The organism is Thiomonas delicata, from assembly GCF_900088825.1.
Lineage (GTDB): Bacteria > Pseudomonadota > Gammaproteobacteria > Burkholderiales > Burkholderiaceae_C > Thiomonas_A > Thiomonas_A delicata.
Genome location: NZ_LT592171.1, coordinates 551,368 through 574,663, shown reverse-complemented (window position 1 = coordinate 574,663; position 23,296 = coordinate 551,368). Strand labels below are relative to the sequence as shown.

The 23,296-nt window shown below is 69.8% G+C and carries 20 protein-coding genes; 6 read left to right on the top strand and 14 right to left on the bottom strand.

Translation table 11 applies throughout. The features are described 5' to 3' along the window. Positions 1-30: 30 nt before the first annotated feature. Both ispH and THIARS_RS12230 read right to left on the bottom strand, forming a co-directional pair. Positions 31-1,020, bottom strand: a complete 990-nt coding sequence (gene ispH / locus THIARS_RS12235; RefSeq protein ID WP_094161182.1) for a 4-hydroxy-3-methylbut-2-enyl diphosphate reductase — start codon at positions 1,018-1,020, stop codon at positions 31-33. Beyond that, positions 1,017-1,457 (bottom strand): FKBP-type peptidyl-prolyl cis-trans isomerase, encoded by a 441-nt coding sequence (locus tag THIARS_RS12230; protein WP_245845906.1) that lies wholly within the window; start codon positions 1,455-1,457, stop codon positions 1,017-1,019. The genes ispH and THIARS_RS12230 overlap by 4 nt, the downstream gene beginning before the upstream one ends. 54 nt (positions 1,458-1,511) lie before the next feature. Between THIARS_RS12230 and radC the strand changes: the two genes are divergently transcribed. Then, on the top strand, positions 1,512-2,192 hold the full coding sequence (gene radC, locus THIARS_RS12225) for a RadC family protein (RefSeq protein WP_094161180.1): 681 nt from the start codon (positions 1,512-1,514) through the stop codon (positions 2,190-2,192). A 17-nt stretch (positions 2,193-2,209) separates the two neighbouring features. After that, a complete protein-coding gene (locus THIARS_RS12220; RefSeq protein ID WP_094161179.1) occupies positions 2,210-2,839 on the top strand; it encodes a Smr/MutS family protein in 630 nt (209 codons plus the stop codon). Between the two features lie 18 nt (positions 2,840-2,857). Here the strand turns inward: THIARS_RS12220 and THIARS_RS12215 are convergent, their stop codons facing one another. The 7 genes from THIARS_RS12215 to THIARS_RS12185 all read right to left on the bottom strand — a co-directional run bounded on the left by THIARS_RS12215 (position 2,858) and on the right by THIARS_RS12185 (position 13,247). Then, a complete protein-coding gene (locus tag THIARS_RS12215) occupies positions 2,858-3,262 on the bottom strand; it encodes a group II truncated hemoglobin (protein WP_094161178.1) in 405 nt (134 codons plus the stop codon). Positions 3,263-3,371: 109 nt separating this feature from the next. Next, on the bottom strand, positions 3,372-5,876 hold the full coding sequence (locus THIARS_RS12210; protein WP_094161177.1) for an ABC transporter permease: 2,505 nt from the start codon (positions 5,874-5,876) through the stop codon (positions 3,372-3,374). Positions 5,877-5,885: 9 nt separating this feature from the next. Continuing rightward, on the bottom strand, positions 5,886-6,863 hold the full coding sequence (gene egtD, locus THIARS_RS12205) for an L-histidine N(alpha)-methyltransferase (protein ID WP_094161176.1): 978 nt from the start codon (positions 6,861-6,863) through the stop codon (positions 5,886-5,888). Then, entirely contained in the window at positions 6,860-8,149 is a 1,290-nt protein-coding gene (gene egtB, locus THIARS_RS12200; protein WP_245845905.1) for an ergothioneine biosynthesis protein EgtB, read from the bottom strand. The genes egtD and egtB overlap by 4 nt, the downstream gene beginning before the upstream one ends. A 108-nt stretch (positions 8,150-8,257) precedes the next feature. Beyond that, a complete protein-coding gene (locus THIARS_RS12195; RefSeq protein WP_094161175.1) occupies positions 8,258-9,871 on the bottom strand; it encodes a peptide chain release factor 3 in 1,614 nt (537 codons plus the stop codon). Positions 9,872-9,926: 55 nt separating this feature from the next. Next, positions 9,927-11,468: a CYTH and CHAD domain-containing protein gene (locus THIARS_RS12190; RefSeq protein ID WP_094161174.1), complete on the bottom strand. Its 1,542-nt coding sequence runs from the start codon at positions 11,466-11,468 to the stop codon at positions 9,927-9,929. A gap of 105 nt (positions 11,469-11,573) precedes the next feature. Then, positions 11,574-13,247: an electron transfer flavoprotein-ubiquinone oxidoreductase gene (locus tag THIARS_RS12185; RefSeq protein WP_094161173.1), complete on the bottom strand. Its 1,674-nt coding sequence runs from the start codon at positions 13,245-13,247 to the stop codon at positions 11,574-11,576. Between the two features lie 295 nt (positions 13,248-13,542). Here THIARS_RS12185 and THIARS_RS12180 point away from each other — a divergent pair, with 295 nt between their 5' ends. Beyond that, positions 13,543-15,393, top strand: coding sequence for a bifunctional diguanylate cyclase/phosphodiesterase (locus tag THIARS_RS12180; protein WP_094161172.1), 1,851 nt, complete (start codon positions 13,543-13,545; stop codon positions 15,391-15,393). A gap of 43 nt (positions 15,394-15,436) precedes the next feature. Here the strand turns inward: THIARS_RS12180 and THIARS_RS12175 are convergent, their stop codons facing one another. Next, a complete protein-coding gene (locus THIARS_RS12175) occupies positions 15,437-17,083 on the bottom strand; it encodes a DUF5666 domain-containing protein (RefSeq protein WP_094161171.1) in 1,647 nt (548 codons plus the stop codon). Between the two features lie 4 nt (positions 17,084-17,087). After that, a complete protein-coding gene (locus THIARS_RS12170; RefSeq protein ID WP_222423071.1) occupies positions 17,088-17,993 on the bottom strand; it encodes a DUF6502 family protein in 906 nt (301 codons plus the stop codon). 155 nt (positions 17,994-18,148) lie between these two features. Between THIARS_RS12170 and THIARS_RS12165 the strand changes: the two genes are divergently transcribed. The 3 genes from THIARS_RS12165 to THIARS_RS12155 all read left to right on the top strand — a co-directional run bounded on the left by THIARS_RS12165 (position 18,149) and on the right by THIARS_RS12155 (position 21,113). Then, positions 18,149-19,867 carry a hypothetical protein gene (locus THIARS_RS12165; RefSeq protein WP_094161170.1) on the top strand — a complete coding sequence of 573 codons (1,719 nt, stop codon included), beginning with the start codon at positions 18,149-18,151 and terminating at the stop codon, positions 19,865-19,867. 3 nt (positions 19,868-19,870) lie between these two features. Then, positions 19,871-20,743 carry an EAL domain-containing protein gene (locus THIARS_RS12160; protein ID WP_245845904.1) on the top strand — a complete coding sequence of 291 codons (873 nt, stop codon included), beginning with the start codon at positions 19,871-19,873 and terminating at the stop codon, positions 20,741-20,743. 64 nt (positions 20,744-20,807) lie between these two features. Then, positions 20,808-21,113, top strand: coding sequence for a hypothetical protein (locus THIARS_RS12155; RefSeq protein WP_186436673.1), 306 nt, complete (start codon positions 20,808-20,810; stop codon positions 21,111-21,113). A gap of 35 nt (positions 21,114-21,148) precedes the next feature. Here the strand turns inward: THIARS_RS12155 and THIARS_RS12150 are convergent, their stop codons facing one another. The 3 genes from THIARS_RS12150 to THIARS_RS12140 all read right to left on the bottom strand — a co-directional run bounded on the left by THIARS_RS12150 (position 21,149) and on the right by THIARS_RS12140 (position 23,254). Further along, a complete protein-coding gene (locus THIARS_RS12150) occupies positions 21,149-22,234 on the bottom strand; it encodes an NHL repeat-containing protein (protein ID WP_094161168.1) in 1,086 nt (361 codons plus the stop codon). Positions 22,235-22,302: 68 nt separating this feature from the next. Then, on the bottom strand, positions 22,303-22,899 hold the full coding sequence (gene recR, locus THIARS_RS12145; protein WP_094162111.1) for a recombination mediator RecR: 597 nt from the start codon (positions 22,897-22,899) through the stop codon (positions 22,303-22,305). Between the two features lie 25 nt (positions 22,900-22,924). After that, the gene (locus tag THIARS_RS12140; RefSeq protein WP_094161167.1) at positions 22,925-23,254 is read right to left on the bottom strand and encodes a YbaB/EbfC family nucleoid-associated protein; all 330 of its coding nucleotides are present in this window, start codon (positions 23,252-23,254) and stop codon (positions 22,925-22,927) included. Positions 23,255-23,296: the final 42 nt, after the last annotated feature.

Sequence of the window (23,296 nt, the reverse complement as noted above, 5' to 3'; positions counted from 1 at the left end):
TTTTGTCGTGGGGATTGCGGTGGATGGTTCTCAGCCGCGCGCGGCGGGCGGGGTCTGGTCGGCCCTGGCGCCCAGGCCCTTGGGGAGCGGGAATTGCACCTGCTCGATGACGCCTTCCAATTCGCGCACGTTCCTGGCGCCGAGTTCGCGCAGCCTGGCGATGACCTGCTGCACCAGGCTTTCCGGCGCGGACGCCCCGGCAGTCACGCCCACGCGCTGCGCGCCCTGCAGCCACTCGGCGCGCAGGTCGGCGGCCGTGTCCACCATATGGGCGGGCCGTCCGAGCCGGGCGGCCACCTCGCGCAAACGGTTGGAGTTGGAGCTGCTGGGGCTGCCGACGACGATGACCACGTCCACCTGCGGGGCCATGAACTTCACGGCGTCCTGCCGGTTCTGCGTGGCGTAGCAGATGTCCTGCTTCTTGGGCTCGCGCAGATGGGGGTAGCGGGCGCGCAGCGCGGCGACGATGGCCGCCGCGTCGTCCACCGACAGCGTGGTCTGGGTCACGTAGGCGACCTCGTCCGTGGCCGGAAACGGCAGCAGCGACACGTCTTCGGGCGCCTGCACCAGGTGCACGCCCTCGGCCTGCCCCATCGTCCCTTCCACCTCGGGATGGCCGGCGTGGCCGATCATCACCAAGTGCAGGTTCTCGCGGTGCATCCTGGCCACTTCCACATGCACCTTCGTGACGAGCGGGCAGGTGGCGTCGAACACCTTCAGCCCGCGCGCTTCGGCCTCTTGCCGCACAGCTTGCGACACCCCGTGCGCGGAGAACACCAGGATGGCGCCGGCGGGAACATCCTCCAGGGCGTCGACGAACACGGCCCCCTTGGCGCGCAGGCTTTGCACCACGGTGGTGTTGTGCACGATCTCGTGGCGCACGTAGATGGGCGCGCCGAACAACTGCAGCGCGCGCTCGACGATGTCGATGGCGCGGTCGACCCCGGCGCAGAAACCGCGCGGGCTGGCCAGCAGCACGTCGAGGCCGGACGCCGAAGCGTCGGGAGTTTTGGCGTTCATAGCACGCTCAGAATTTGCACTTCGAACACGACGGCCTTGCCCGCCAGGGGATGGTTGAAGTCCAGCTCGACCCATGCGTCGGCGGCCTGGCTGACCATGGCGGCCGCGGGTGCGCCGCCGCGGGCGGACAAGGCCGCGAGCTGCACGGTGTCTCCCGGTTGAAGCGACACGTCGTGCGGCACGAGGGCTTCCAGCGCGGCGCGCGCCACGCGCTGCACCCGGGCCGGGTCCGTCGCGCCGAATGCCGCGCCGGGCGGCAGCTCGAAACGCGCCGAGGCGCCCTCCTCCAGGCCCAGCAGGCAGGCCTCCAGTTCGGGCGCGAGCTGGCCGGCCCCCAGCGTGAGGGTGGCCGGCCGATGGCCGTGGGTGTTGACCCAGTCGCGCCCGTCCTGCGCGGCCAGGCGGTAATGCAGGGTCAGCAAGGAATCGGGGCGCACGCAAGCCACAGTCTCTAAACTCCGGGGGCAAACAGTCATTGTAGGTTTGAGCCCATGGCCACACGCATCGCCGATCTGCCGCCGGACGCCCGACCGCGCGAGAAACTGCTTGCGCGCGGGCCGCAGGCCCTGGCCGACGCCGAGCTGATCGCCCTGCTGCTGCGCACCGGCGTGCGCGGCGCCAGCGCGCTGGACCTGGGAGCCGCCCTCATCGACCGCTTCGGCGGGCTGCACGGCCTGCTGCACGCCGAGGCCGGCGCGCTGCGCGCCATCAAGGGCCTGGGGGCGGCGAAGTACGCGGAACTGGCCGCCGTGCTGGAACTGGCCCGGCGCGCCCTGACCGAGCAGATGCGCGAACGCGCCATGCTCGACAGCCCGCAGGCGGTGGGCGACTACCTCCGGCTGTGGCTGGGCGGACGGGAGATCGAGGTCTTCGCCGCGCTGTTCCTCGACACGCGGCACCAACTCATCAGCGCGGTGGAACTGTCGCACGGCACGCTGGCGCAGACCAGCGTCTACCCGCGCGAGGTGGTCAAGCAGGCGCTGGCGCTGAACGCCTCGGCCATCGTCGTCGCGCACAACCATCCGTCGGGCGTGACCGAGCCGTCAGCGGCCGACCGCGTGCTCACCGAGCGCCTGAAATCGGCACTCGGCCTGGTGGACGTGCGCATGCTCGACCACTTCGTCGTCACGCGCGAACGGGTGTTCTCCTTCGCCCAGGCCGGGCTGCTGTGACACGGCGCGGGTGAACCATGGCCACGCCGCGCCGCCCTCGCAGCCTGCCGGCTTCCGCACGCGGCAGGCAGGCGTCCGCACCGGCCGCGCAACCGAGCGCCGAGGAAGTCGCCTTGTTCCGCGAGGCGGTGGCGGGCGCCCGGCCCATCGCGCCCAGCGGCCGCGTCGCCCTGGCGGCGCCGGCTCCCTTGCCCATTCCCCTGCAGCACTTGCGCGACGAGCAGGCGGCGCTGGCCGAGTCGCTGTCGGACGACGTGGACGTGGACAGCCTGCTGGAAACCGACGCGCTGCTGTCGTTCCGCCGCCCCGGCATCGGGCCGGACGTGGTCCGCCGGCTGCGCCGCGGGCACTGGGTGATCCAGGCCGAACTGGACTTGCACGGCATGCGGCGCGACGAGGCGCGCGAAAGCCTGGCCACCTTCGTGCGCGAGGCGCAGCAAAGCGGCCTGCGCTGCGTGCGCATCATCCACGGCAAGGGCCTGAGTTCGCCGGGACGCGAACCGGTGCTCAAACACAAGGCCCGTGCCTGGCTGGTGCAGAAAAACGAGGTGCTGGCGTTCTGCCAGGCCAAGCCCTCGGACGGCGGCGCGGGCGCCCTCGTGGTGCTGCTGCGCGCCCCGCCTGGCGCGGGCGGCGGCCGCCGCTGAGCGAGGCCGCGGCGGCGCCTACGCCTCGGGCTGGTTGCGCATCCAGTCGGCGGTGCCGGCGAACGCGGCGCGCAGGCGCATCTGCAAGTCCTCCGGCAAGTCGAGTTCGCGCATGGCCTGCTGCATGCAGGCCAGCCACTGGTCGCGCTCCTTGACGCCGATGCTGTAGGGGAAGTGGCGCATGCGCAGGCGCGGGTGGCCGAAGCGCTGTTCGTACAGCCCCGGCCCGCCCAGCCACCCGCTCAGAAACCAGTACAGCTTGTCGCGGCTGCCATCCAGAGGCGTTGGATGCATGGCGCGCAGATCGGCGTACTCGGGCTCGAGGTCCATCAGGTCGTAGAAGCGGTCGACCAGGGCGCGCACGCCGGCGTCGCCTCCAAGGGTTTCGTAGGGCGCGGTCGGCAGGGTGGGTTGGGCGCTCATCGTGGAATGGGCTGAAGTTTCGGCATCCCCGTATTGTCGCCGCCCTGGGCGCGGACCTGGGCCCGGCGCCGAGATGCCGGCGTTCGCGGCGGACATTCAGGGCGGACATTCAGGCCAAGGCCCGCAAGGTGCGCAGAGGCGGCGCGCGCACCACCTGGCGCAGGGTCATCCATCCCACGGCAAGGGCCAGCACGGCGCCCGCCACGGTGCCCACGACGAACCAGGCGGGCGAAGGCGTCCAGGCGAAATCGAAAACCCGGCGGGCCAGGACCCAGGCCACGGCCGCCGCCGCCCCGGTGCCCAGCAAGCCGGCAAACGCCCCGCTGAGCGCGAGTTCGACCGCCATCACCCTGCGCAGCAGGCTGCTGGAGGCGCCCAGCACGCGCCACATCGCCGTTTCGTGCTCGCGCTCCTGGCAGCTGATGAGGAGGCTGGCCACCAGCACCGACAAGCCGGCGCCCAGGGCGAAAACAAACAGGAACTGCACCGCCGTGCTCACCTGGTCCAGCATGTGGCGTACCTGGGCGAGGAAGTAGCCGAGGTCGACGATGGTGATGTCGGGAAAGGCGTGCGCGAGGCGGTCGTCGAGGCGGCCCGCGGCCGGCGGCTCGAAGAACGCGGTGATGAAGGTGGCGGGCTGCTGCGCCAGCATCGCGCGCGGCATGAGCACGAAAAAGTTCACATGCATCGAGCCCCAGTCGATCTTACGCAGGCTGGCGATGGGCGCCGTCACCGTGCTGCCGGCAATGTCGAAGCTGAGCGTGTCGCCCAGCTTCAGCCCCAGGGTTCCGGCGATGCCCGCATCGACCGACAAGCCCCGCGCATCGGGACCGGCCGTGGCCGCCCATGACCCGGCGACGATGCGGTTGTGCGCGGGCAGCGCCGCGCTGCTGGACAGGTTGAACTCGCGGTCGACGAGGGCGCGCGCGCGCTCGTCCTTGTAATCGCGTCCGAACACGGGTTTGCCGTTGACCGCGACGAGCCGCCCCCGCACCATGGGATACCAGTCGTAGCGCGCGATGCCGGCCATCTGGAGCGCCGCCTGGAAGGCTTGCGCCTGCTGCGGCTGGATGTTGATGACAAATCGATTCGGCGCGTCCGGCGGCAGGGTTTGCTGCCAGCCGGTCAGCAAGCCGGTGCGCAGCATGGCCACCAGCATCAGCGCCAGCATGGACAGGCCCAGCGCGCTGATCTGCGCCACCGCCTGCGCGCTGCGCCCGCCGAGCTGCCGTGCGGCCAGCGCCAGCACGCCGCGGCGCTCGCCGCCGGCGCGGCGCAACACCCGCACCAGCGCATAAGCCAGGACCGCGAACCCCAGCGCCGAGGCGACGAATCCGCCAAGGGCGATGAGCGCCAGGCGCCGGTCCTGCGCCAGCAGCATCAGCACGCCGACGAACAGCACCACGCCTGCCGCGCCCAGGAGCCAAGGGCCGATCCTGAGCCGCTGCGCCTCGCGCCGCAGCACGCGCAAGGGCGGCACGCGCGCCAGCTGCAGCACGGGCGGCAGCGCGAAAGCCAGCAGCAGCGCCAACGCCGCCAGCAGCGCGACGAGCGCGGGCTGCCAGCCGGGCGGCGGCAACGCGCGCACGTTCACCACCCCGGCCAGCCAATGCACCAGGGCCGCCTGCCCCAGTAGCCCCAGTCCGCTGCCGATGGCCCCGGCCACGAGCCCGAGCAGCAGGAGTTCGCCCGCGACGAGGCGCAGCACCGCGCCCTGCGACATGCCCAAGGCCTTCAGCAGCGCGGTGGCGTCGAGCCGACGGCGGGAAAAGTCGCGTGCGGCAATCGCCACCGCCACGGCGGCGATCAGCGCCGTGAGCATGGACACGAGTTGCAGGAAGCCCGAACCGCGCTGCAGGTTCTGGCCGAGTTCGGGTCCGCCGTCGGCCACGGTCAGCACCCGCACGCCGCGCAGGCTCTGGGCGCGGATGCGCGCGCGGGTCCAGTCGGCAAAGCGGGCGGCGGCGGCGGGTTCGCCGGCCGCGGCCAGGCGGTAGGTGACGCGGCTGGCGGGCTGGATCAGCCCGGTGGACGGCAGATCGGCCGCGTTCATCATGACCCGCGGCGCGAAGTTGATGAACCCGGCGCCGCGATCCGGTTCGCGCGCGATCACGCCGGCGATGCGAAAGCTGCGCGTCCCCAGCATGATGGGGCCCTGCGGCGGCGCGTCGAGCTGCGCCGCCACGCTCGGGTCGACCCAGACCGTGCCGGGCCGAGGCGGGCCGCGCATCGCGGCTTCGCCGCCGCCCGCAGGAGGCCGCAGCATCAGGCGCCCGAGCAGCGGGTAGCCCGGCTCCACGGCCTTCACCGCCACCAGATGCGTGCGCCCCTGCGCCCCGGGTCCAACCGCCATGCTGGCGAACACCGCGGTCTGCGTGGTTTGCAGGCCATCGTCATGCGCCTGCCGCAAAAAAACGGAGGGCAGCGGGTGGTCGCTCTGCACCACGGCCTGTCCGCCGATGAGCTGGGCGGCATCGCGCTTGAGACCGGCATCGAGCCGCTGCGCGAGGAATCCCACGGTGGACAGCGCCGCGGTGGCCAGCACCAGCGCCAGCCACATCAACCGCAATTCGGCGGCGCGCAGGTCGCGCCCGACCAGGCTCCAGGTGCGCATGGGCCTGGCTCAGCCGGCGCGCAGGAACTGCACGCCGAAACGCGCGGCGTCGTCGCTCCAGCGCGCCGCCTCCTGCCACCCGGCCTGCCGCGCCATGGCGGCGAAGCCGTCGGGCGTGTACTTGTAGGAATTTTCGGTATGGATGGTTTCGCCGTCGGCAAAACGCAGCGCCTGGCCGTCCACGCGCACGGTCTGCGCCTTGCGGCTTTGCAGGTGCATCTCGACGCGCCCGCGCGCCTCGTCGTAACGGGCCACGTGGGCGAAGGACGCCGGATCGAAGTCAGCGCCGAATTCGCGGTTCACGCGCAGCAGAAGATTGAGGTTGAAAGCGGCCGTCACGCCCTGGGCGTCGTCGTAGGCCGCTTGCAGCACGGCGGGGTCCTTGCGCAGGTCCACGCCGATGAGCAAACCCGCCTCCGGGCCGCCCAGCAGGCGCCACCGCGCCAGCAGGGCCTGAGCCTGTTGCGGATCGAAATTGCCGATGGTCGACCCCGGGAAAAAGAACACCACGCGCCGCGCGCCAGCCAGCCCCTCGGGCAGGGCGAAGGCGCGCGTGAAATCGGCCTGCAGGGGGCGGATCGCCAGCTTCGGGCAGCGGCCGGCGACGGCCTGCACCGAGGCTTGCAGCGCGGTGGCCGAAATCTCGATCGGCACATAGGCGCGCGGCGCATGCATGCGCGACAGCAGCAGGCAGGTCTTGAGGCCCGCGCCGCAGCCCGGCTCGACGAGCACGGCGCCGTCACCGATGCAGCCGGCCATCTCGTCGGCATGCGCGCGCAGGATGGCCAGCTCGGTGCGCGTCGGGTAGTACTCGGGCAGTTCGCAGATCCGCTCGAACAGCGCCGAGCCGCGGGCATCGTAGAGATAGGCGCTGGGCAGATGCTTGGGGCTGGCGAACAGCCCGTCGAGCACGGCCTGGCGCAAGGCCGGCGGCGCGGCGTCGGCGGCAGCGGGTCGCTGCCGGCTCACAGGGCTTTGCTGTTTCATGGCATGTCCTTCGCCAGGCGCAGGCCCATGAACTGCCAGCGCTGATGGGGGTAGAAGAAATTGCGATAGCTCGCACGGACGTGACCGGGCGGCGTGACGCAGGAACCGCCGCGCAACACCATCTGGCCCGACATGAACTTGCCGTTGTACTCGCCCAAGGCGCCCGGCTGCGCGCGGTAACCGGGGTACGGCAGGTAGGCGCTGCCGGTCCATTCCCACACGTCGCCGAAGCATTGCGAGGCATCCGCGGCGGCGGCGACCGGCCGGAACCAGCCCGCCTCCAGCATGTTGCCGGCGCGCGGTTGCGCGGCGGCGAAGGCCTCCCATTCGGCCTCGGTCGGCAGGCGCGCGCCGGCCCAGCGGGCGAAGGCGTCGGCCTCGTAGTGGCTGACGTGGCACACGGGCGCGGCGGGGTCGAGCTCGAGTTCGCCGCCCAGGGTGAAGGCGCTGGCGCCGTCCTCGCTCCAGTACAGCGGCGCGCGCCAGCCCTCGCGCTGCGCCGTGGCCCAGCCGTCGGACAGCCACAGCAAGGGATTGCGGTAGCCGCCGTCGCGCACGAACGCGGCGTACTCGGCATTGCTCACCAGCCGGTTCGCGACGGCGTGCGGCGCCAGCCACACCGTGTGGCGCGGTGCCTCGTTGTCGAAATGAAAACCCTCGCCGCAATGCCCGATGGCATGCGCCCCTTCGGGCCCCGCGACGAAGCGCAAAGCCGGCGCCGCCCGCTTCTGCGGCGTCGGCAGCTGCCGCCACGCCGGCTTGAGCGGGTTGTGCGACAGCAGATGCAGCATGTCGGTGAGCAGCAACTCCTGGTGCTGCTGCTCGTGGTGCAGGCCGAGTTCGAGCACGCGCGCGAGATCGCGGCCGGGCTCTCCGCGCCCCAGCAGGTGCCGCAGATGGGTGTCGACATGGGCGCGGTAGCGCAGCACCTCGGCCACCGTGGGCCGGGTGACCAGGCCGCGCTGCGGTCGCGCATAACGCGGGCCCGCGCTGACGTAGTACGAGTTGAACAGCGCGGCGAAACCGGCGTTGAATTCGCGGTAGTCGGCAACGAAGGGCTTGAGCGCGAACTGCTCGAAAAACCAGGTGGTATGGGCCAGATGCCATTTCGCCGGACTGGCGTCGGGCATGCTCTGCGGCGTCATGTCCTCGGGCGCGAGGCCCGCGCAAAGGTCCGGCGTCAGCGCGCGCGTGGCGAACAGGCGCGCGGCCAGATCCTGCACTGGCTGAAGCCGGGCCCCGGCAGCGCTGGGGGACGGGACGGCATGCGTCATGGCGTCGAGCATGAACCCAGCCTAAACGCCGAACATGACCCTGTCAAAGCACGCCGCCATTCAACCCCAGGCCGCGCCGGGCGATGCGCGGAACCGGGGCGCGGCGGCAAGCGCCGGCGCTCAAGCCGCCATATCGGTCTGGAACACGCGCCCGGCGTGCTCGCGCAGGGCGTGGAAGGAGACGTCGGGCCAGCGCTCCTGCAGCACCCGCAGCTCGGCGGCGTGCGTGAGCAGGATGGTGGGCGCGTCGACCACGTCGTAGGCGATGCGGTGGGCGTTTTCCTCGATGAAACGCTTGAGCTGGCGTTCGTCGTCGCTGTGAATCCAGCGCGCCACCCGGTACGGGGTGGGCGCCAGGCGCGCGGCCACGTTGTACTCGCCGCTCAGGCGGTGCAGCACGACGTCGAACTGCAGGGTGCCGACCGCGCCGAGCAACAGGCTGCCGCTGAAATGCGGGCGGAACACCTGGATCGCGCCCTCCTCGCCCAGCTGCATGAGCCCGGTGCGCAACTGCTTGCTGCGCAGCGGGTCGGCGATCTCCACCGCCTGGAACAGTTCCGGCGCGAAGAACGGCAGGCCGGTGAACTGCAGGGCCTCGCCTTCGGTGAGCGTGTCGCCCAGGCGCAGCGTGCCGTGGTTGGGAATGCCGATGATGTCGCCGGCCCAGGCCTCCTCCAGCAACTCGCGGCGCTGGGACATGAAGGCCACCACGGTGTTGGGGCGGATCTCCTTGCCGGTGCGGCCGACCTTGAGGCGCATGCCGCGCTCGAAGCGCCCCGAACACACGCGCACGAAGGCGATGCGGTCGCGGTGGGCGGGGTCCATATTGGCCTGGATCTTGAACACCATGCCGGTGAACTTGGGTTCGGACGGCTGCACCACGCGCTGCACGGCCGGACGCGGGCCGGGCGGGGGAGCCTGGTCCACCAGCGCGTCGAGCACCTCGCGCACGCCGAAGTTGTTGATCGCCGAGCCGAAGAACAGCGGCGACTGCCGGCCGGCGAGAAAGGCCGCGCGGTCGAATTCCGCCGTGGCCTCGGACAGCAGGCCGATCTCCTCCCGCGCCTGCGCCAGCTCGGCGCCGAAGCGCGCCGCGAGCGCGGGATTGTCCAGCCCGTCGATGGTTTCGTCGCCGCCGTCAAGCCTGTCCTCGCCGGGGCGGAACACGCGCATGCGCCGCTCGCGCAGGTCGAGCACGCCGTGGAAATTCTTGCCCATGCCCACCGGCCAGGTGAAGGGAATGGCGTCCATGCCCAGGTGACGCTCGATCTCGTCCATCAGGTCCAGCGGGGTGCGCACCTCGCGGTCCATCTTGTTGACGAAGGTGATGATGGGCGTGTTGCGCGCGCGACAGACCTCCAGCAGGCGCAGGGTCTGGGCCTCGACGCCGTTGGCGGCGTCGATCACCATCAGCGCCGCATCCACCGCGGTGAGCACGCGGTAGGTGTCCTCGGAGAAGTCCTGGTGGCCGGGGGTGTCGAGCAGGTTGATGACGCAGTCGCGCCACTCCATCTGCATCACCGAGGACGCGACCGAGATGCCGCGCTGCTTCTCGATCTCCATCCAGTCAGAGGTGGCATGCCGGCTGGCCTTGCGCGCCTTGACGGAACCGGCGATCTGGATTGCGCCGGAGAACAGCAGCAGCTTTTCGGTCAGGGTGGTTTTGCCCGCGTCCGGGTGCGAGATGATGGCAAACGTGCGGCGGCGGGCGATGGGTGTTGGTGTTTCGGACATCCCGGAATTGTAGGGACAGCCACCCTCCGCGCGTCTTGCGCCACCCCGCGCCCCCTCAGGCGCGCAGCTCCTGCAGGGCCCGGCCGAGGGCTTCCCGGCCCAGCGCGCGCAGTGCCGCGGCCACGTCCGCCGGCGGATGGAACAGCGCGTTCGCCGGGTCGAGCAGGCGCTGGACGTCGTGCCAGGCTCCGAGGTGGGTTTGCAGGGCCTCGACCGTCTTGCGCAGGGGCAGCACGCGCGGCGCTTCGTCCTGCGGCAGCGCCTGGCCCAGCCGCTCGAGCGACAGGCGCAGGCGCTTGGAGCGGATGCGCAGGTCGTGCAGCGCACCGGCGGAGGCCGGGTCCAGAGGGGCGCCCTGCGCCGCCGCGTCCATCATCTCGCGGCCATGCGCCAATGCCTTGTTCCAACGTTTGTGGTCGTGCCGCACGGCAAGGCTGGCCAGCCGGCGCAGCTTCACCGGCCCCGCCCGACCGGCACGGCCGCCCCACGCCTGGGCCCAGCGCGCCAGCGCCAGCAACAGGCGCCCGAAGCGCGGACTGTGCAGGTGCGCGAGCAAGGCGGCGCGGTGGCGCATGCGTTCATGCCGCAGGGCCTCCAGCCATGCCGGGGACTCGGCCGCGCCCTCGCCCCCGAGCGGTGCCGGACGATGGTGAAGCATGTCGAGCGCGACGTCGGCGTCGCGCACCAGGCCGGCCAGTTGCATGGTCCAGTGCAGCTCGGCGTCGAACCATGCCACGGTGCGCGCGGACGCATGCGGGCGCAGCCAGCGCAGCACGGTGCGCAAGCGCCGCAGCACGACGCGGAACTGGTGCACGTCGCGCGCTTCGTCGGCGCTGCCGATGCGCTCGGCCCACACCGCGAGCTGAGCGCAGGCGGTGGACAGCCACAGTTGCGCGGCGCGTCCCAGCGGGGTCTCGCCATCGAGCCTCGGCGGCTCCGGCGGGGCTTGCGGACGATCCCCGCCGGCCAGTGCCGCGGCGCGCTCGGCCTTGTTGACCGGGCTGACGAGGAGCGGCAAATCCTGCGCCAGCGCCCAGGCCAGTTCCCAGCAGGCGTCGAAATCGCCCTCGATCAGCTCGATTTCCAGCTCCAGGAGCGGAGCCTGCACCGCCCGGCCGTCGCGGATGGCCGTGCAGGCGCCATGGTCGAGCGCAAGCTCCGCGCGCGCGCCGGCCCAATCCAGGGTCCAGGCCGTGCGCGCGAAGGCGGTACCGAATGCGGGCCGGAGGCTGGACTGCAGCGCCCCCGCGTCCAAGCCGAGGGTGCGCAGCGGGGTTTGGTCCAGCGCGCGCACCAGGTCGGCCGGGTGGATGCCTTGCGGCGCGCCGTCCTCCGCCGGCCACTCCCACTCGCCGCGCGCATGGCCGAGCGCGTCGGTGCCGGTGGATTTGACGGTGAGCACGCGCCCCTGCGGCGTCTGCCGTACCCGCAAGGCCAGCCCGGCCGCGGCGAGACGGGCATCGGGCGTGTCGAAGTACACCGTGCTGAGCTGTTGCACGCGTGGCGCACCGCCCAGCAGGAGCAGGATCGGATGGTCCGCCAGCTGCTGCGCGGCACGCGCGTCCATGCTGAACTTCAGTTCCCGCTCGACTGCCATGATCCATCGCCCCCGAAACGCTCGCAGCTTAACCGCGGCCAGGCGCGTGCGGGCGGCGTTTCCCAGGCTGTTTGCGGTAGGTCAAGCCCCTGCGGGATCGGTGCCTCACATGCCCGCGTAGTTCGGTCCGCCGCCGCCTTCGGGCGCGACCCAGACGATGTTCTGGGTCGGGTCCTTGATGTCGCAGGTCTTGCAGTGCACGCAGTTCTGCGCGTTGATCTGCAGCTTGTCGTGGCCGTCCGGGCCCTTGACGAATTCGTAGACCCCGGCCGGGCAATAGCGCTGCTCGGGCCCGCCATAGCGCGCCAGATTCACGTGCACCGGCACTGACACGTCCTTGAGCGTGAGATGGGCCGGCTGGTTCTCCTCGTGGTTGGTGTTGCTGAGGAACACCGAGGACAGGCGGTCGAAGGTCAGCTTGCCGTCGGGCTTGGGATAGCTGATGGGCTGCGCCTGCGCCGCCGGCAGCAGCGCGGCGTAGTCCGGCGCCTTGCGGTGGATGGTCCAGGGCATGCGGCCCTTGAGCAGCCATTGCTCGATGCCGGTCATCAGCGTGCCCATCATGCGGCCCTTCTTGAACCACTGTTTGAAATTGCGCGCCCGGCGCAGTTCGTCGAACAGCCACGACTGCTCGAAGGCACGCGGATAGGCCTCGAGTTCGTCGCCGCTGCGGCCGGCGGCCAGCGCATCGGCCACGGCGTCGGCCGCCAGCATGCCGGACTTGATCGCCGCGTGGCTGCCCTTGATGCGCGAGGCGTTGAGAAAACCCGCCTCGCAACCCACCAGGCAACCTCCGGGAAACACCAGCTTGGGCAGCGACAGCAGACCTCCCGCAGTGAGCGCGCGCGCGCCGTAACCCAGACGCCGGCCGCCCTCGAAAATGGGCCGGATGGCGGGGTGGGTCTTGAAGCGCTGGAATTCCTCGAACGGGCTGAGCCAGGGATTGCGGTAGTCCAGCCCCACCACCAGGCCCACCGCGACCTGGTTGTTCGGCAGGTGGTAGAGAAAGGAGCCGCCGTAGGTCAGGCTGTCCAGCGGCCAGCCGGCGGTGTGCACCACCCTGCCCGGCCTGGCCTGCGCGGGAGCGACCTCCCACAGTTCCTTGATGCCGATGGCGTAGGTCTGCGGATCGCGCCCCGCGTCGAGTTGAAAGCGGGCGATGAGTTCGCGCCCGAGCTGGCCGCGCGAGCCTTCGGCGAACACCGTGTACTTGGCGCGCAGTTCCATGCCGAGCTGGAAGTGGTCGGTCGGTGTTCCGTCCTTGCCCAGACCCTGGTTGCCGGTGGCCACGCCCCGCACGCCCCCGGCCTCGCCGTACAGCACCTCGGCGGCGGGGAAGCCGGCGAACAGCTCCACGCCCAAGGCCTCGGCCTGTTGCGCCAGCCAGCGCGTCACCTGGCCCAGGCTGATGACGTAATTGCCGTGATTCTTGAAGCAGTCCGGCTGCAAGGCCTGCGGCACCGACCTGGAGCCGGTTTCGCTCAGGAACAGGAACTGGTCCTCGGTCACGGCCTGCTCGAGCGGCGCGCCCCGAGCCTTCCAGTCGGGCAGCAGTTCGGTCAGCGCGCCCGGATCCATGATGGCGCCCGAAAGAATGTGCGCGCCCGGCTCCGAGCCCTTTTCCAGCACGCACACCGAAATCTCCCGCCCGTCCGCCGCGGCGCGTTGCTTGAGGCGGATGGCCGCGGCCAGGCCGGCCGGGCCGGCGCCGACGACGACCACGTCGTAATCCATGGCCTCGCGCGGGCCGTATTGCTCCAGCAACTGCTGTGCGGTCATGCTCGTCTCCTGTTCGATGGGCGCGCGCGGCAGTCGAGGCGCGCGGCAAATGCCGGCGATTGTAGACCGCCACGGCCAACAAATAGAACGATCGTTCTATTTCCTCGCGACCCTGCCCGCCCCCGCGCGCATGCCGACGGCAGGACGAAGCGAACCCAGACGTCGAACGTCCAATACCGCCGCGTTGCGCAGCCAGGACTTTGCGGCCGGCAATGCCGTGACCGTCATGCTGCGGACATAGTGCTGACATAAAAACGATCCAAACTCCAAACGCATCCTGGCTCCAGGAACAGACATGACCACACTTTCCTTGCACGCCGATGGCCACCACTGCGGCGCGTTTCAGTCCATCGTGCGCGAACGCAGACTGCGCTCCGTCTTCCAACCCCTGATCGACCTGCGCAGCCGCACCTTCCATGGCTACGAAGCCCTGATCCGCGGCCCTGCGGACACGGCCCTCGAGCGGCCCGACCAGTTGTTCGACGCCGCGCGCGCGTGCGACCAGCTCGCAGCGTTCGACCAGCTGTGCGCGCGCACCAGCATCGAGGGCTTCGTCGCGCAGCGCCTCGGCGGGCAACTCTTCATCAACGTGACCGAGGCCCTGTTCGACAGCGGCTGGTTCTCGCAGGACAGCACCCTGCGCTGGCTGCACGAACTCGGCACGCAGCCCTCGCAGCTGGTCCTGGAGCTGCTGGAGTCGGACCTGCTGGGCGAGGACAGCCGCGCCCTGGCCGAAGCGCAGAAACTGCGCGAACTGGGCTACGGCCTGGCCCTGGACGACCTGGGCCAGGGGTTCGGCCGCTTCGCGGTCTGGAAGCGGCTGCGTCCGCGCTACCTCAAGATCGACCGCAGCTTCACCGCCAGCCTGGCCGACGATCCCTTCAAGGCGGCCTTCGTGCAGTCCATGCTGTTGCTGGCCGACGCCAGCCAGTCGGTGGTGGTGGCCGAAGGCGTGGAATCCGAGCGCGACCTGCTGACCCTGCGCGAGATCGGCGTGCAGATGGCGCAGGGCTATTTCATCGCCCGGCCGCATGCGCATCCGCCGGCCGAGCCGGCCCGCGTCACGCGGCAGGCGCTGGACAAAGCCCAGCCCGCCCTGCACGCGCTGGCCAGCCGGGGCAGCATCGAACAATCGGTGCTGGGACTGGCGCGCCGCATCAACCCGGTGCATCCGAACACCAAGCTCGAATCCGTCCTGCGCCTGCTGGAAACCGACGCCGACCTGATGTCGGTCCCGGTGGTCGACGCCGACGGCCAGGCTCTGGGCATCATCAACCGCTACGTGATGGCCGACCGGCTGTTTCGGCCCCATGTCCGCGACCTGTTCGGCAACAAGCCCTGTTCGCTGGTGATGAGCCGCGACGTGCTGCGCCTGGAGGCCAAGAGCAGCCTGCAGCAGGCCAGCGACCTGATCGCCGATTCGAGCTACCGCCACGCCACCGAAGGCGTGCTGGTCACGGAACAGGGCCAGTATCGCGGCCTGCTGCTGGTCGGCGACCTGCTGCGCCTGGTCACCGAGTTCCAGGTCCAGGCCGCCCGGTACGCCAACCCGCTGACCCTGCTGCCGGGCAACGTGCCGCTGAACGACTGCATCGACCGCTGGCTGCGGGAGGGCAACCGCTTCGCCGCGGCCTATCTGGACATCGACAATTTCAAGGCCTTCAACGACCGCTTCGGCTACCGCATGGGGGATGAGGTCATCCTGCTGCTGGCCGATCTGCTCAAGTCGAGGCTGACGCTGGGGGAGAGTTTCGTCGGCCACATCGGCGGCGACGACTTCATGGCCCTGCTGCTGTCGGCCCACTGGGAGCACGCCCTGGGACAGATCCTGCAGGACTTCGAGGACGGCGTGCGGGGCTTCTTCGACGACCGGACCCTGGTCGACGGCGGCTACTGGTCCGAGAACCGGCGCGGCGACGCCGTGTTCTACCCCATCCCCAGCCTGTCCATTGGCGCCTTGTGCGTCACGCCCGGCATGTTCGATTCCCACCGCGACTTATCCAACGTCCTGGCGGAGCTGAAAAAAGCCGCGAAAAAACTTCCCGGCAACCAGTTGTTCGTCGATCGCCGCCAGCAGCCGCCGCAACTCGCCGAGCCCAACGCGGCGGACTCCAGCCCAGCGGCCCTGGCGTACCAGGCCGGCTGAGGCCGGCGCGGCATCCGCGCCGTGCACGCGGTGCCGTGTGGCGTCAGTGGTCGATGCCGATGTGCTGCGCCACGTTCTCCCCGCCCGACGTCGTGAACGAGACCTCGGCCTTCACGCCGTTGCCGAAGCCTGTCGGCACTGATACGTTGGATGGGATCGTGATCGTCAGGCCGTTGATCTGGAAGCTGCTCGCACCAGCAGCGTAGTTGTAAACCACGCCGCTGGTCTCGGTCGTCCCGCTGCCGGACGATTGGTCGGTGATCCTGAACGACACGCTGTAGGCGAGCAGGCCGCCGGCGGTGTTGGTCGCCTCGATCTCCACATTCGCGCCATTGGTCAACTGCGAGGCCGTCCCGTTGCTGTACACCACATTGGGCGCCAGGGTGACGCTGGACGAGGCAGGTATCCCCCCCTCGCGCTGCCAGGTGAGGGTGAAGGTGCCGTGCGCCGTATCCAGGTTGCTGACCGTGCCCTGGTAATCGACCGTGCCGCCGTCGGGCGGCGCGCTCAGCACGGTCACCGCGCTGGCCGTCACCACATTGCCGGTGCCGCTGCCGATGCTGCCGACGATATCGACGAACACGCCATTGCCCAGCGTGGCGCCACTGGGCGAGGGATTTACCTGCGAGGCGTCCACCGGAACGCCGCGCACCAGGAAATTGCTCGGGCTCACATACGCCGTGATGGTGCCGCGCAGTTCGACCTGGGCGGGCTGCACGCTGTAGGGCCGGATGCTGCTGGCCTTCACCACGCCCGTCGTCGGATCCACCTGCCCCTGGACGACGACGTATTCGCCGTCGGCCAGCGCCAGCAGCGCGCTCGCCAGGCCGGGTGCGCTGGCGTCGATCGGCACGCCCGAGACCTGGAAGTGGTTGCCCGCGAGCATGGACACCAGGCCGCCGATCTGCGCCGAGCCGGACAGGCCCTGCAAGGTGCGGATGCGTATGGCCCCCGCCACGATGGCGCCATTGGCGTTCGCCGGAACATTGCTCCAGACGTTGACCAGCTGCCCGTTGGCCAGGGATGCGCCGGACGGCACCAGGGCGGTCGAAGCACTGAACTGCACGCTCGTGTTGCCGATCTGGAAGGTATCCGCAGTGCTATCCAGGTTCGACACCACGCCGGTGATGCGGGTCACGGGATTGCTGCTCGGCAGCTGTTCGATCAGCGTGGCCTGGATGTAGGCGCCGCCGCCGGCGTCGATGCCATAGGCGCCGTGCACCTCGACCTGCATGCCGGAGCTCAAGTCGCCATAGCCGGCCAGGCCGCTGTAGTAGGTGACCGGGCCGGCAGCCGGGTTGTTATTGACGCGCACCCCCACGCCGTTGACCGTGAAGCCGTTGGCGCTTGCGGCCGGCCTGTTGTTGAGGCCGGCAACGGCGCCGATGAGATCGGGCTCGATGATCACCGTGGAGGGATTGCCTTGCGCATCCAACTGCACGCGCAACTGGTCGCCGAGCTGCACCGCGGTCGAAGGCGCCAGGGCGGCATCTTCCTGGTCGTTGCCGTTGAAATACTGCGGCGTGGCGCTGCTGTAGGCGGTGCCATCGACCACCACGCTGCCGAAACCGGTTACCGTGCCGCTTGAAATACCGGTGCCGCCGGTGCCGACCCCGCCGGAAGCAAACGTGCCGCCTCCGCCGCAGGAAGCCAACGCCAGGCTCAACAGGGCGCAAATCGCCCATCGCATGGGTTTATTCGGTATCACTGCGTTCTCCCTGTTCCGTGATGTCCTGCGAGGGGCCATCCGGCATGGTGTCCTGCGACCAGAAGTAGGCGCCGAACCGCATGCGGCAGGTCGCGTCTTCACGATGCTGGTCGGCATCGTAACGGCGCGTGGCTTCAGCAATCATCTCGCTGCGCGCCTGGGACCAGAGTTTGCGCGCCAACGCGCCGAGCTGGGCCGCCGACTCCGGCGTGATGCCCTCGGCGAACACGCTTTGCTCCAGGCGCGGAGCCTTGCCCAGCAGGTTGGACACGGCCGCGCAGGCATGGTCCGAGATGTTGCCGCCAAACAACTCCATGATTTCGCGCGAACCCGGCGGCGGCACGAAGCCGTCCCGGTTCGGCAGCACCATGTCCCGGCCCTTGACGGTGCGCACCTCCACCAGCCCCAGGCGGATGAGTTCGGTCAGCACCGTGTAGGGATGCACGTCTTGCGTGACGCCGCGCGCCAGGGTCTCGAACGACGGCGCAGGGCCCAGGCGCGGCAGGGGTTTCGGGCGCTTGCTGCGGTCGCGATACAGCGGATCCTGCACCCAGCGGGCGAACACCCGGGAGCTGACCGACATCTCCTGGGCGATGCGCCCGGACAGGCCGTTCTCGCGCCATTCCCGCACGTCCTTGCGGTGCACCCCGCTCAGCAGGCTGATCGCCGAGTCGGTGTCTTTCTGCCCTGTGCGCAACAGCTCGAGACGCGCCTGCTCGATGAACAGCGGCTTGAGCTCGGCCGCCAGGCGCGTGTAGTCCATGCCGCTGGCCAGCAGCAGGCGCAGCAGCGGCGCCAGGATGCCGCCGAGCGCGCGCAGCACATCCTCGGCCGGCGGCAGCGGTTGCGCGGCGGGCTGGGTGGCCGGTAATTGACGAGGCGGGCGTCCCATGTTTTGTTGTTCAGTCTCGGCAAGACCCGAGCGTTGGTGTGAAGTTTATCGCAGAAATTTTCATTGCATGTAAAAATTTCCCAGCTATTATCGTCAGCAGTCCTGTTCTTGCGGGACCCCTCGCTCGAGCCTTGACAACCCTTCAGGAGTTCACGATGAAAACCTCGACATCCCATCCCATACGCCCCTGGACGCTGATGCCACTGGCCGCGGCCCTGGCTCTGAGCCTGAGCGCCTGCGGCGGTGGAGGCGGCGGCGGTGTGCCGGGCTCCAGTGCCTCGCTCAGCGGCGCGGTGATCGACGCGCCCATCGCCAACGCCACGGTCACCATCACCACCGGCGCGCCCCTGGGGCAAGCGGGCGCGACCACCGTGGGCACCATCACCGCCGACGCCCAGGGCAACTACTCCGTGTCGGTGGCGCTGCCCAACACGTTGGTGCCGGTGTTCGCCAACGCCACGTCGCCCGACGGCAAGGTCGTCCTCACCGCCTACCTCGGCTCGAGCAGTGCGATGCTCGCGGCCGGCACGCTGAGCAAGACCAATCTGCCCAATCTGGTCATCAGCCAGGTCACCACGGCGGCGTTGGCGATGTACATCGCCAACGGCGGCAGCTATGCCAACCTCACGCCTGCGGTCTACGCGGCGCTGCTGTCGCAAGACCACGACGACATCCTGGCGGTGTCGGCGGCGATCAAGGCGGTGGCGGACGGGTACTGCGCCATGCCCGCCGACCACCACGATACAGACGGCATGGCCAGGGCCATCGCGCAAGCCAGCGTGGCCGCTGGCACGAGCAATTCCACGAGCGCGCTGGCCTCGGCATCGCAAACGCTGGGACCCAGCTGTGACGACGACCTGAAGAACCTGATGCAGTACATCGCCTCCGACGACACCTGGACGCCCGAGCTCGACCTGGGCGACCTGATCGAGCAGGGCGTCGTCGCCGTCGCGCCCGGCACCTACAGTCTGCAGGGCGTCATCGCGCAATCGGGCATGAGCGCCCCGACCCAGCCGCCCGCCACGCCAGCGTCGTCCGCGTCCGCCCCGGCGATCCCGCAATCCACGCTGGTACCGCCCTCCATCCTCGCCGCCAACGTGACGGTCGACGCCAGCGGGAACGTCAGCGGCAGTTCTACCGACGGCAGCAGCATCACCGGCACCATCGTGGGCAATCTGATGACCCTGACGGTCAAGGGCGCTTCCAGCGCCTACACCCTGGCCGGCAAGGTCGGGGTGCTGCCCACGGGGTTCGTCAGCAGCAGCACGCCGAGCGCGCCGACCAGTTCCGCGTCCGGCACGTCCAGCTCCTCGGCCTCCGCGACGACCGGCTATGCCCTGCGCATGGGCGGCAGGACCCAGGCCGGCGGCGTCCTGACCCGCTTCGATGCGGTGCTCGTGCCGCAGAACAGCCTGCCGGCGTGGACGAATATCCCCACGACGCGTACGCATGAAGACGGCCTGACCTGCAACAGCGGATTCGGCGTGCGCCTGATGGGCACCGGCGCCACGGTGGGCGGTCTCGTGCTGGGCGCCTGCGCACAGCCGCAACTGAGCGGCGTATCGCTCAGCGCGGCCTCCAGCGGCTCGAACAGCGAAGCCAGCGACGACGATTTCAATCAGAGAACGAGCGTCAGCTTCAACCCCTTCGCCCTGAGCAATACCAACTACGCCTCCACGCCCTACATCCTGAGCGCGCCGGGTGTGACCATCACCAAGACCGGCTCGACCACCACCACCTACAGCGGCCAGATGTACTACGTGATGGGCGCCAAGGACATGATCTTCTCCACCTCGACGAACAACGGTCTGTTCGTGATGAACGAGAACCCCTTGGACAAGATGCTGGAAACGCAGTCCAACCAGGACCATTGAGCCATGGGCGCGCCAGCGATGGGATTGGGATTGCCGCGCTGTGAGGCCGAGTACGTCCCTCCGTCCGGCTGGCTCCACGAGCGATCCGGCGGCCGCTTGATGGATGTCTTCCCGCGCGCCCATGTGCGCTGGGCGCTGCAGGAGCGCCGGCTGCGGGTGGCCTACCAGCCCATCCTGCGCGCCGACGATCTGCAGATCATCGGGCACGAGGCGCTCGCGCGCATGCTCACGCAGCAGGGTTCCGTGCTGGACGCCGAGGCCTTCATCGACGTCGCTTCCGAGATCGGCCTGGAACCTCGTATCGACGCGGACATCACATCCCAGGTGATGTCCGCGGCGACGCGCCCCGGGCCGTTCGCCGCATCGCACGGCAAACTGTTCCTGAACTGTTCCAGCGCCTTCTTGCTCCAGCCCAGCTGCGTCGAGCAACTGCTCGACCACCACCGGCGCTGGCTGGAAGCCTGGCCTGGCGTGCCGAAGGACAGCACGCCCTGGGTGCTGGAGATCACGGAACGGCATCTCGACACCGATCCTGGCCGCCTGCAATCCAACCTGGCCCCATTGCTGGACCTGGGCTTCGAGCTGGCCCTGGACGACTTCGGCAGCAACCACAGCGCCTTTCCCTACCTGCTGGAACTGCCGATCCGCTACCTCAAGTTCGACAAAACCCTGGTGCAGGCCGCCGCCGACAATCAGCGCGGCGCGCAGATCCTGCGCCGCCTGCACGACATGGCGGAGGATCTCGGAATCATCGGCATCGCCGAAGGCATCGAGCGCAAGGAACAACTGGACAAGGTGCGCGCCATCGGCATCGTCTGGTGTCAGGGCTACCTTTGGGGACAGGCGCGCGGCCTGTTGGACATGCCCGCGGGTTGAGCGCGCAGCTCGACCCGACGACCCGCGCGATACGCTCGCTCACACAACCCCCTGGAGTTTGAACATGCTGCGTCGAAGTCTCTTGGCCATGGCCCTGGCCGTCTCGATGGTTCCCGCGGCCCATGCCGATCACGACCCGTTCTGGTCGCTCGCCATCGGCGTACCGGGCCTGGTCGCCAATCTCGGCAACGTCTATCCGGTGGCGCCGCAACCCGTGTATGTCGCGCCGCCGCCAGTGCAATACGTGCCGGCCCCGCCGGTGTACATCGCCCAACCCTATGCCCCGGTGCGCCGCTACGAAGACCGGGGCAGGCCATGGCGCGGCGAGCGCGATGGAGGCGACCGCCGCGACGGCGGGGAAGACCGCTGAGCGGGAAACCCGCCTGCCGATCGGCCTGCCCTGGCTCAGGCCGCGAGCTGGATGCGCAACACCGCTTCGCCGCTGCTCACCAGCACGCTGCCGTGCGGCCCCGGCGCCACGCCGTAAGGCGTGATGAGCGCGCCCGGCAAGGGGCCGAGTTCCACCTTGTCGAGCTGGCCCTGGCCGGCCAGGGTCGTGACCACGCCGTCGGGCGTGATGCGGCGCACCTTGTGGTTGCCGCCATCGGCCAGGATGATGTTGCCCCCGGCGTCCAGGCAGATCTGCTGCGGCTTGCGGAACAGCGCGGCGCGGCCCTGGCCGTCGGCATCGCCGCGCCGCCCGGGATTGCCGGCCAGGGTGCTGACCTGGCCGTCCGGCGTGATCTTGCGCACGTCCTGGTTGAAGTATTCGCTGACGAAAATCGTTCCCTTGGCATCCACCGCGATGCCCACCGGGGTGTTGAACAGCGCCTGGCCGATGGGTCCGTCGCGGTGGTCGTTCACGCCGGCCTGGCCGGCGAACGTGTGCACGCGCCCCGCCGGGGTGATGCGGCGCAGGGTGTTGTTGTAGGCATCGGCCACCAGCACGTCGCCGCTGCGCGGATCCACGGCGATGCCCACGGGGTGGTTGAACTGGGCCGCGCTGCCCTGCCCGTCGGCATAGCCCTGCCGCCCCACCACGCCGGCCAGGGTGCTCACCATGCCGTCGCGCCCGAGCTTGCGGATGGTGTTGGCATAGGAGTCGGCGATGTAGATGGTGCCGTCCGGTGCCACCGCCACCGCGTCCGGTCCGACGAACCTGGCCTGCATCGCCGGGCCGTCCTTGCTCACCCTGTCCTCGGCGCCGCCGGCCAGGGTGCTGACCACGCCTTCGGGGGTGATGCGGCGGATCAGCGCATTGGCCGCATCGGCCACGACGATGTTGCCGTGCGGGTCGGTGGCAAGCCCCCTCGGGTCGAAGAAACTGGCCCGGTCACCCTGACCGTCGGTATGGCCGTGCATGCGCAACTGGCCGGCGAACAGGCCGAGCGTGCCCGTGGCAGCGGCCGCCAAAGCGAATTTGGCGAAGGGAACCGAGCCGAGCAGAAGACCGGTCGCGATGTGCAATGTCTGGCGGCGGGAGATTGACATGATGGCAGGCACGGAATGAAAGGCACCGATGCTAGCGGCTGCCCAGCGTGGGCGCAGATGTCCGGCTTTCAGGCGCCTCTGCGGTCCACCAGGGCGCGCGCGATGGTGCCCAGATCGACGTACTCGAGCTCGGCGCCCGAGGGCACGCCGCGCGCCAGGCGCGTGATGCGCAGATCGAGCGGCCGCAGGGTCTCGGCGATGACGTGGGCGGTGGCCTCGCCTTCGTTGGTGAAATTGGTGGCCAGGATGATTTCCTCGACGTCCCCGCCCTGGACGCGGCGCACGAGCTGATCGATGCCGATGTCCTTCGGCCCCAGGCCGTCGAGCGGGCTCAGGCGCCCCATCAGCACGAAATACAGCCCGCGATAGGTCAGCGTCTGCTCCACCGCGGATTGATCGGCCGGGCTTTCCACCACGCACAGCAGCCGCCTGTCGCGGCGCGGGTCGGCGCAGGTGGCGCACAGCGCGTCCTCGGTATAGGTGTTGCACAGGCTGCAGCGGCGGATGCCGGCCAGCGCCTGGCGCAGCGCCTCGGCCAGGCGCGCGGCGCCGTCGCGGTCGTGCTGCAGCAGGTGAAACGCCATGCGCGCCGCCGACTTCGGTCCGACGCCGGGAAGGCTGCGCAGGGCATCGACCAGGGCGTCGAGGGCGGCGACGCGGGTCAGTGGCGAACCGCTCACGCGACGGACGTCAGAACGGCAGCTTCATGCCGGGCGGCAGCGGCATGCCCGCGGTGACGGCGGCGAGTTTTTCCTGCGACGTGGCTTCGGCCTTGCGCACGGCATCGTTGAACGCGGCGGTCACCAGGTCTTCCAGCATGTCGCGGTCGTCGCCCACCAGGCTGGGGTCGATGCTCACACGGCGCACGTTGTACTTGCAGGTCATCAGCACCTTCACGAGGCCGGCACCGGACTGGCCCTCGACCTCGATGTGGCCGAGTTCCTCCTGCACGCGCTTCATGTTGTCCTGCATCTGCTGGGCCTGCTTCATCAGGCCGGAGAGTTGTCCTTTGTTGAACATGGGTTCTGTCCTTGTAGGGTGGGGGGCAAAAAAGCGTAGGGA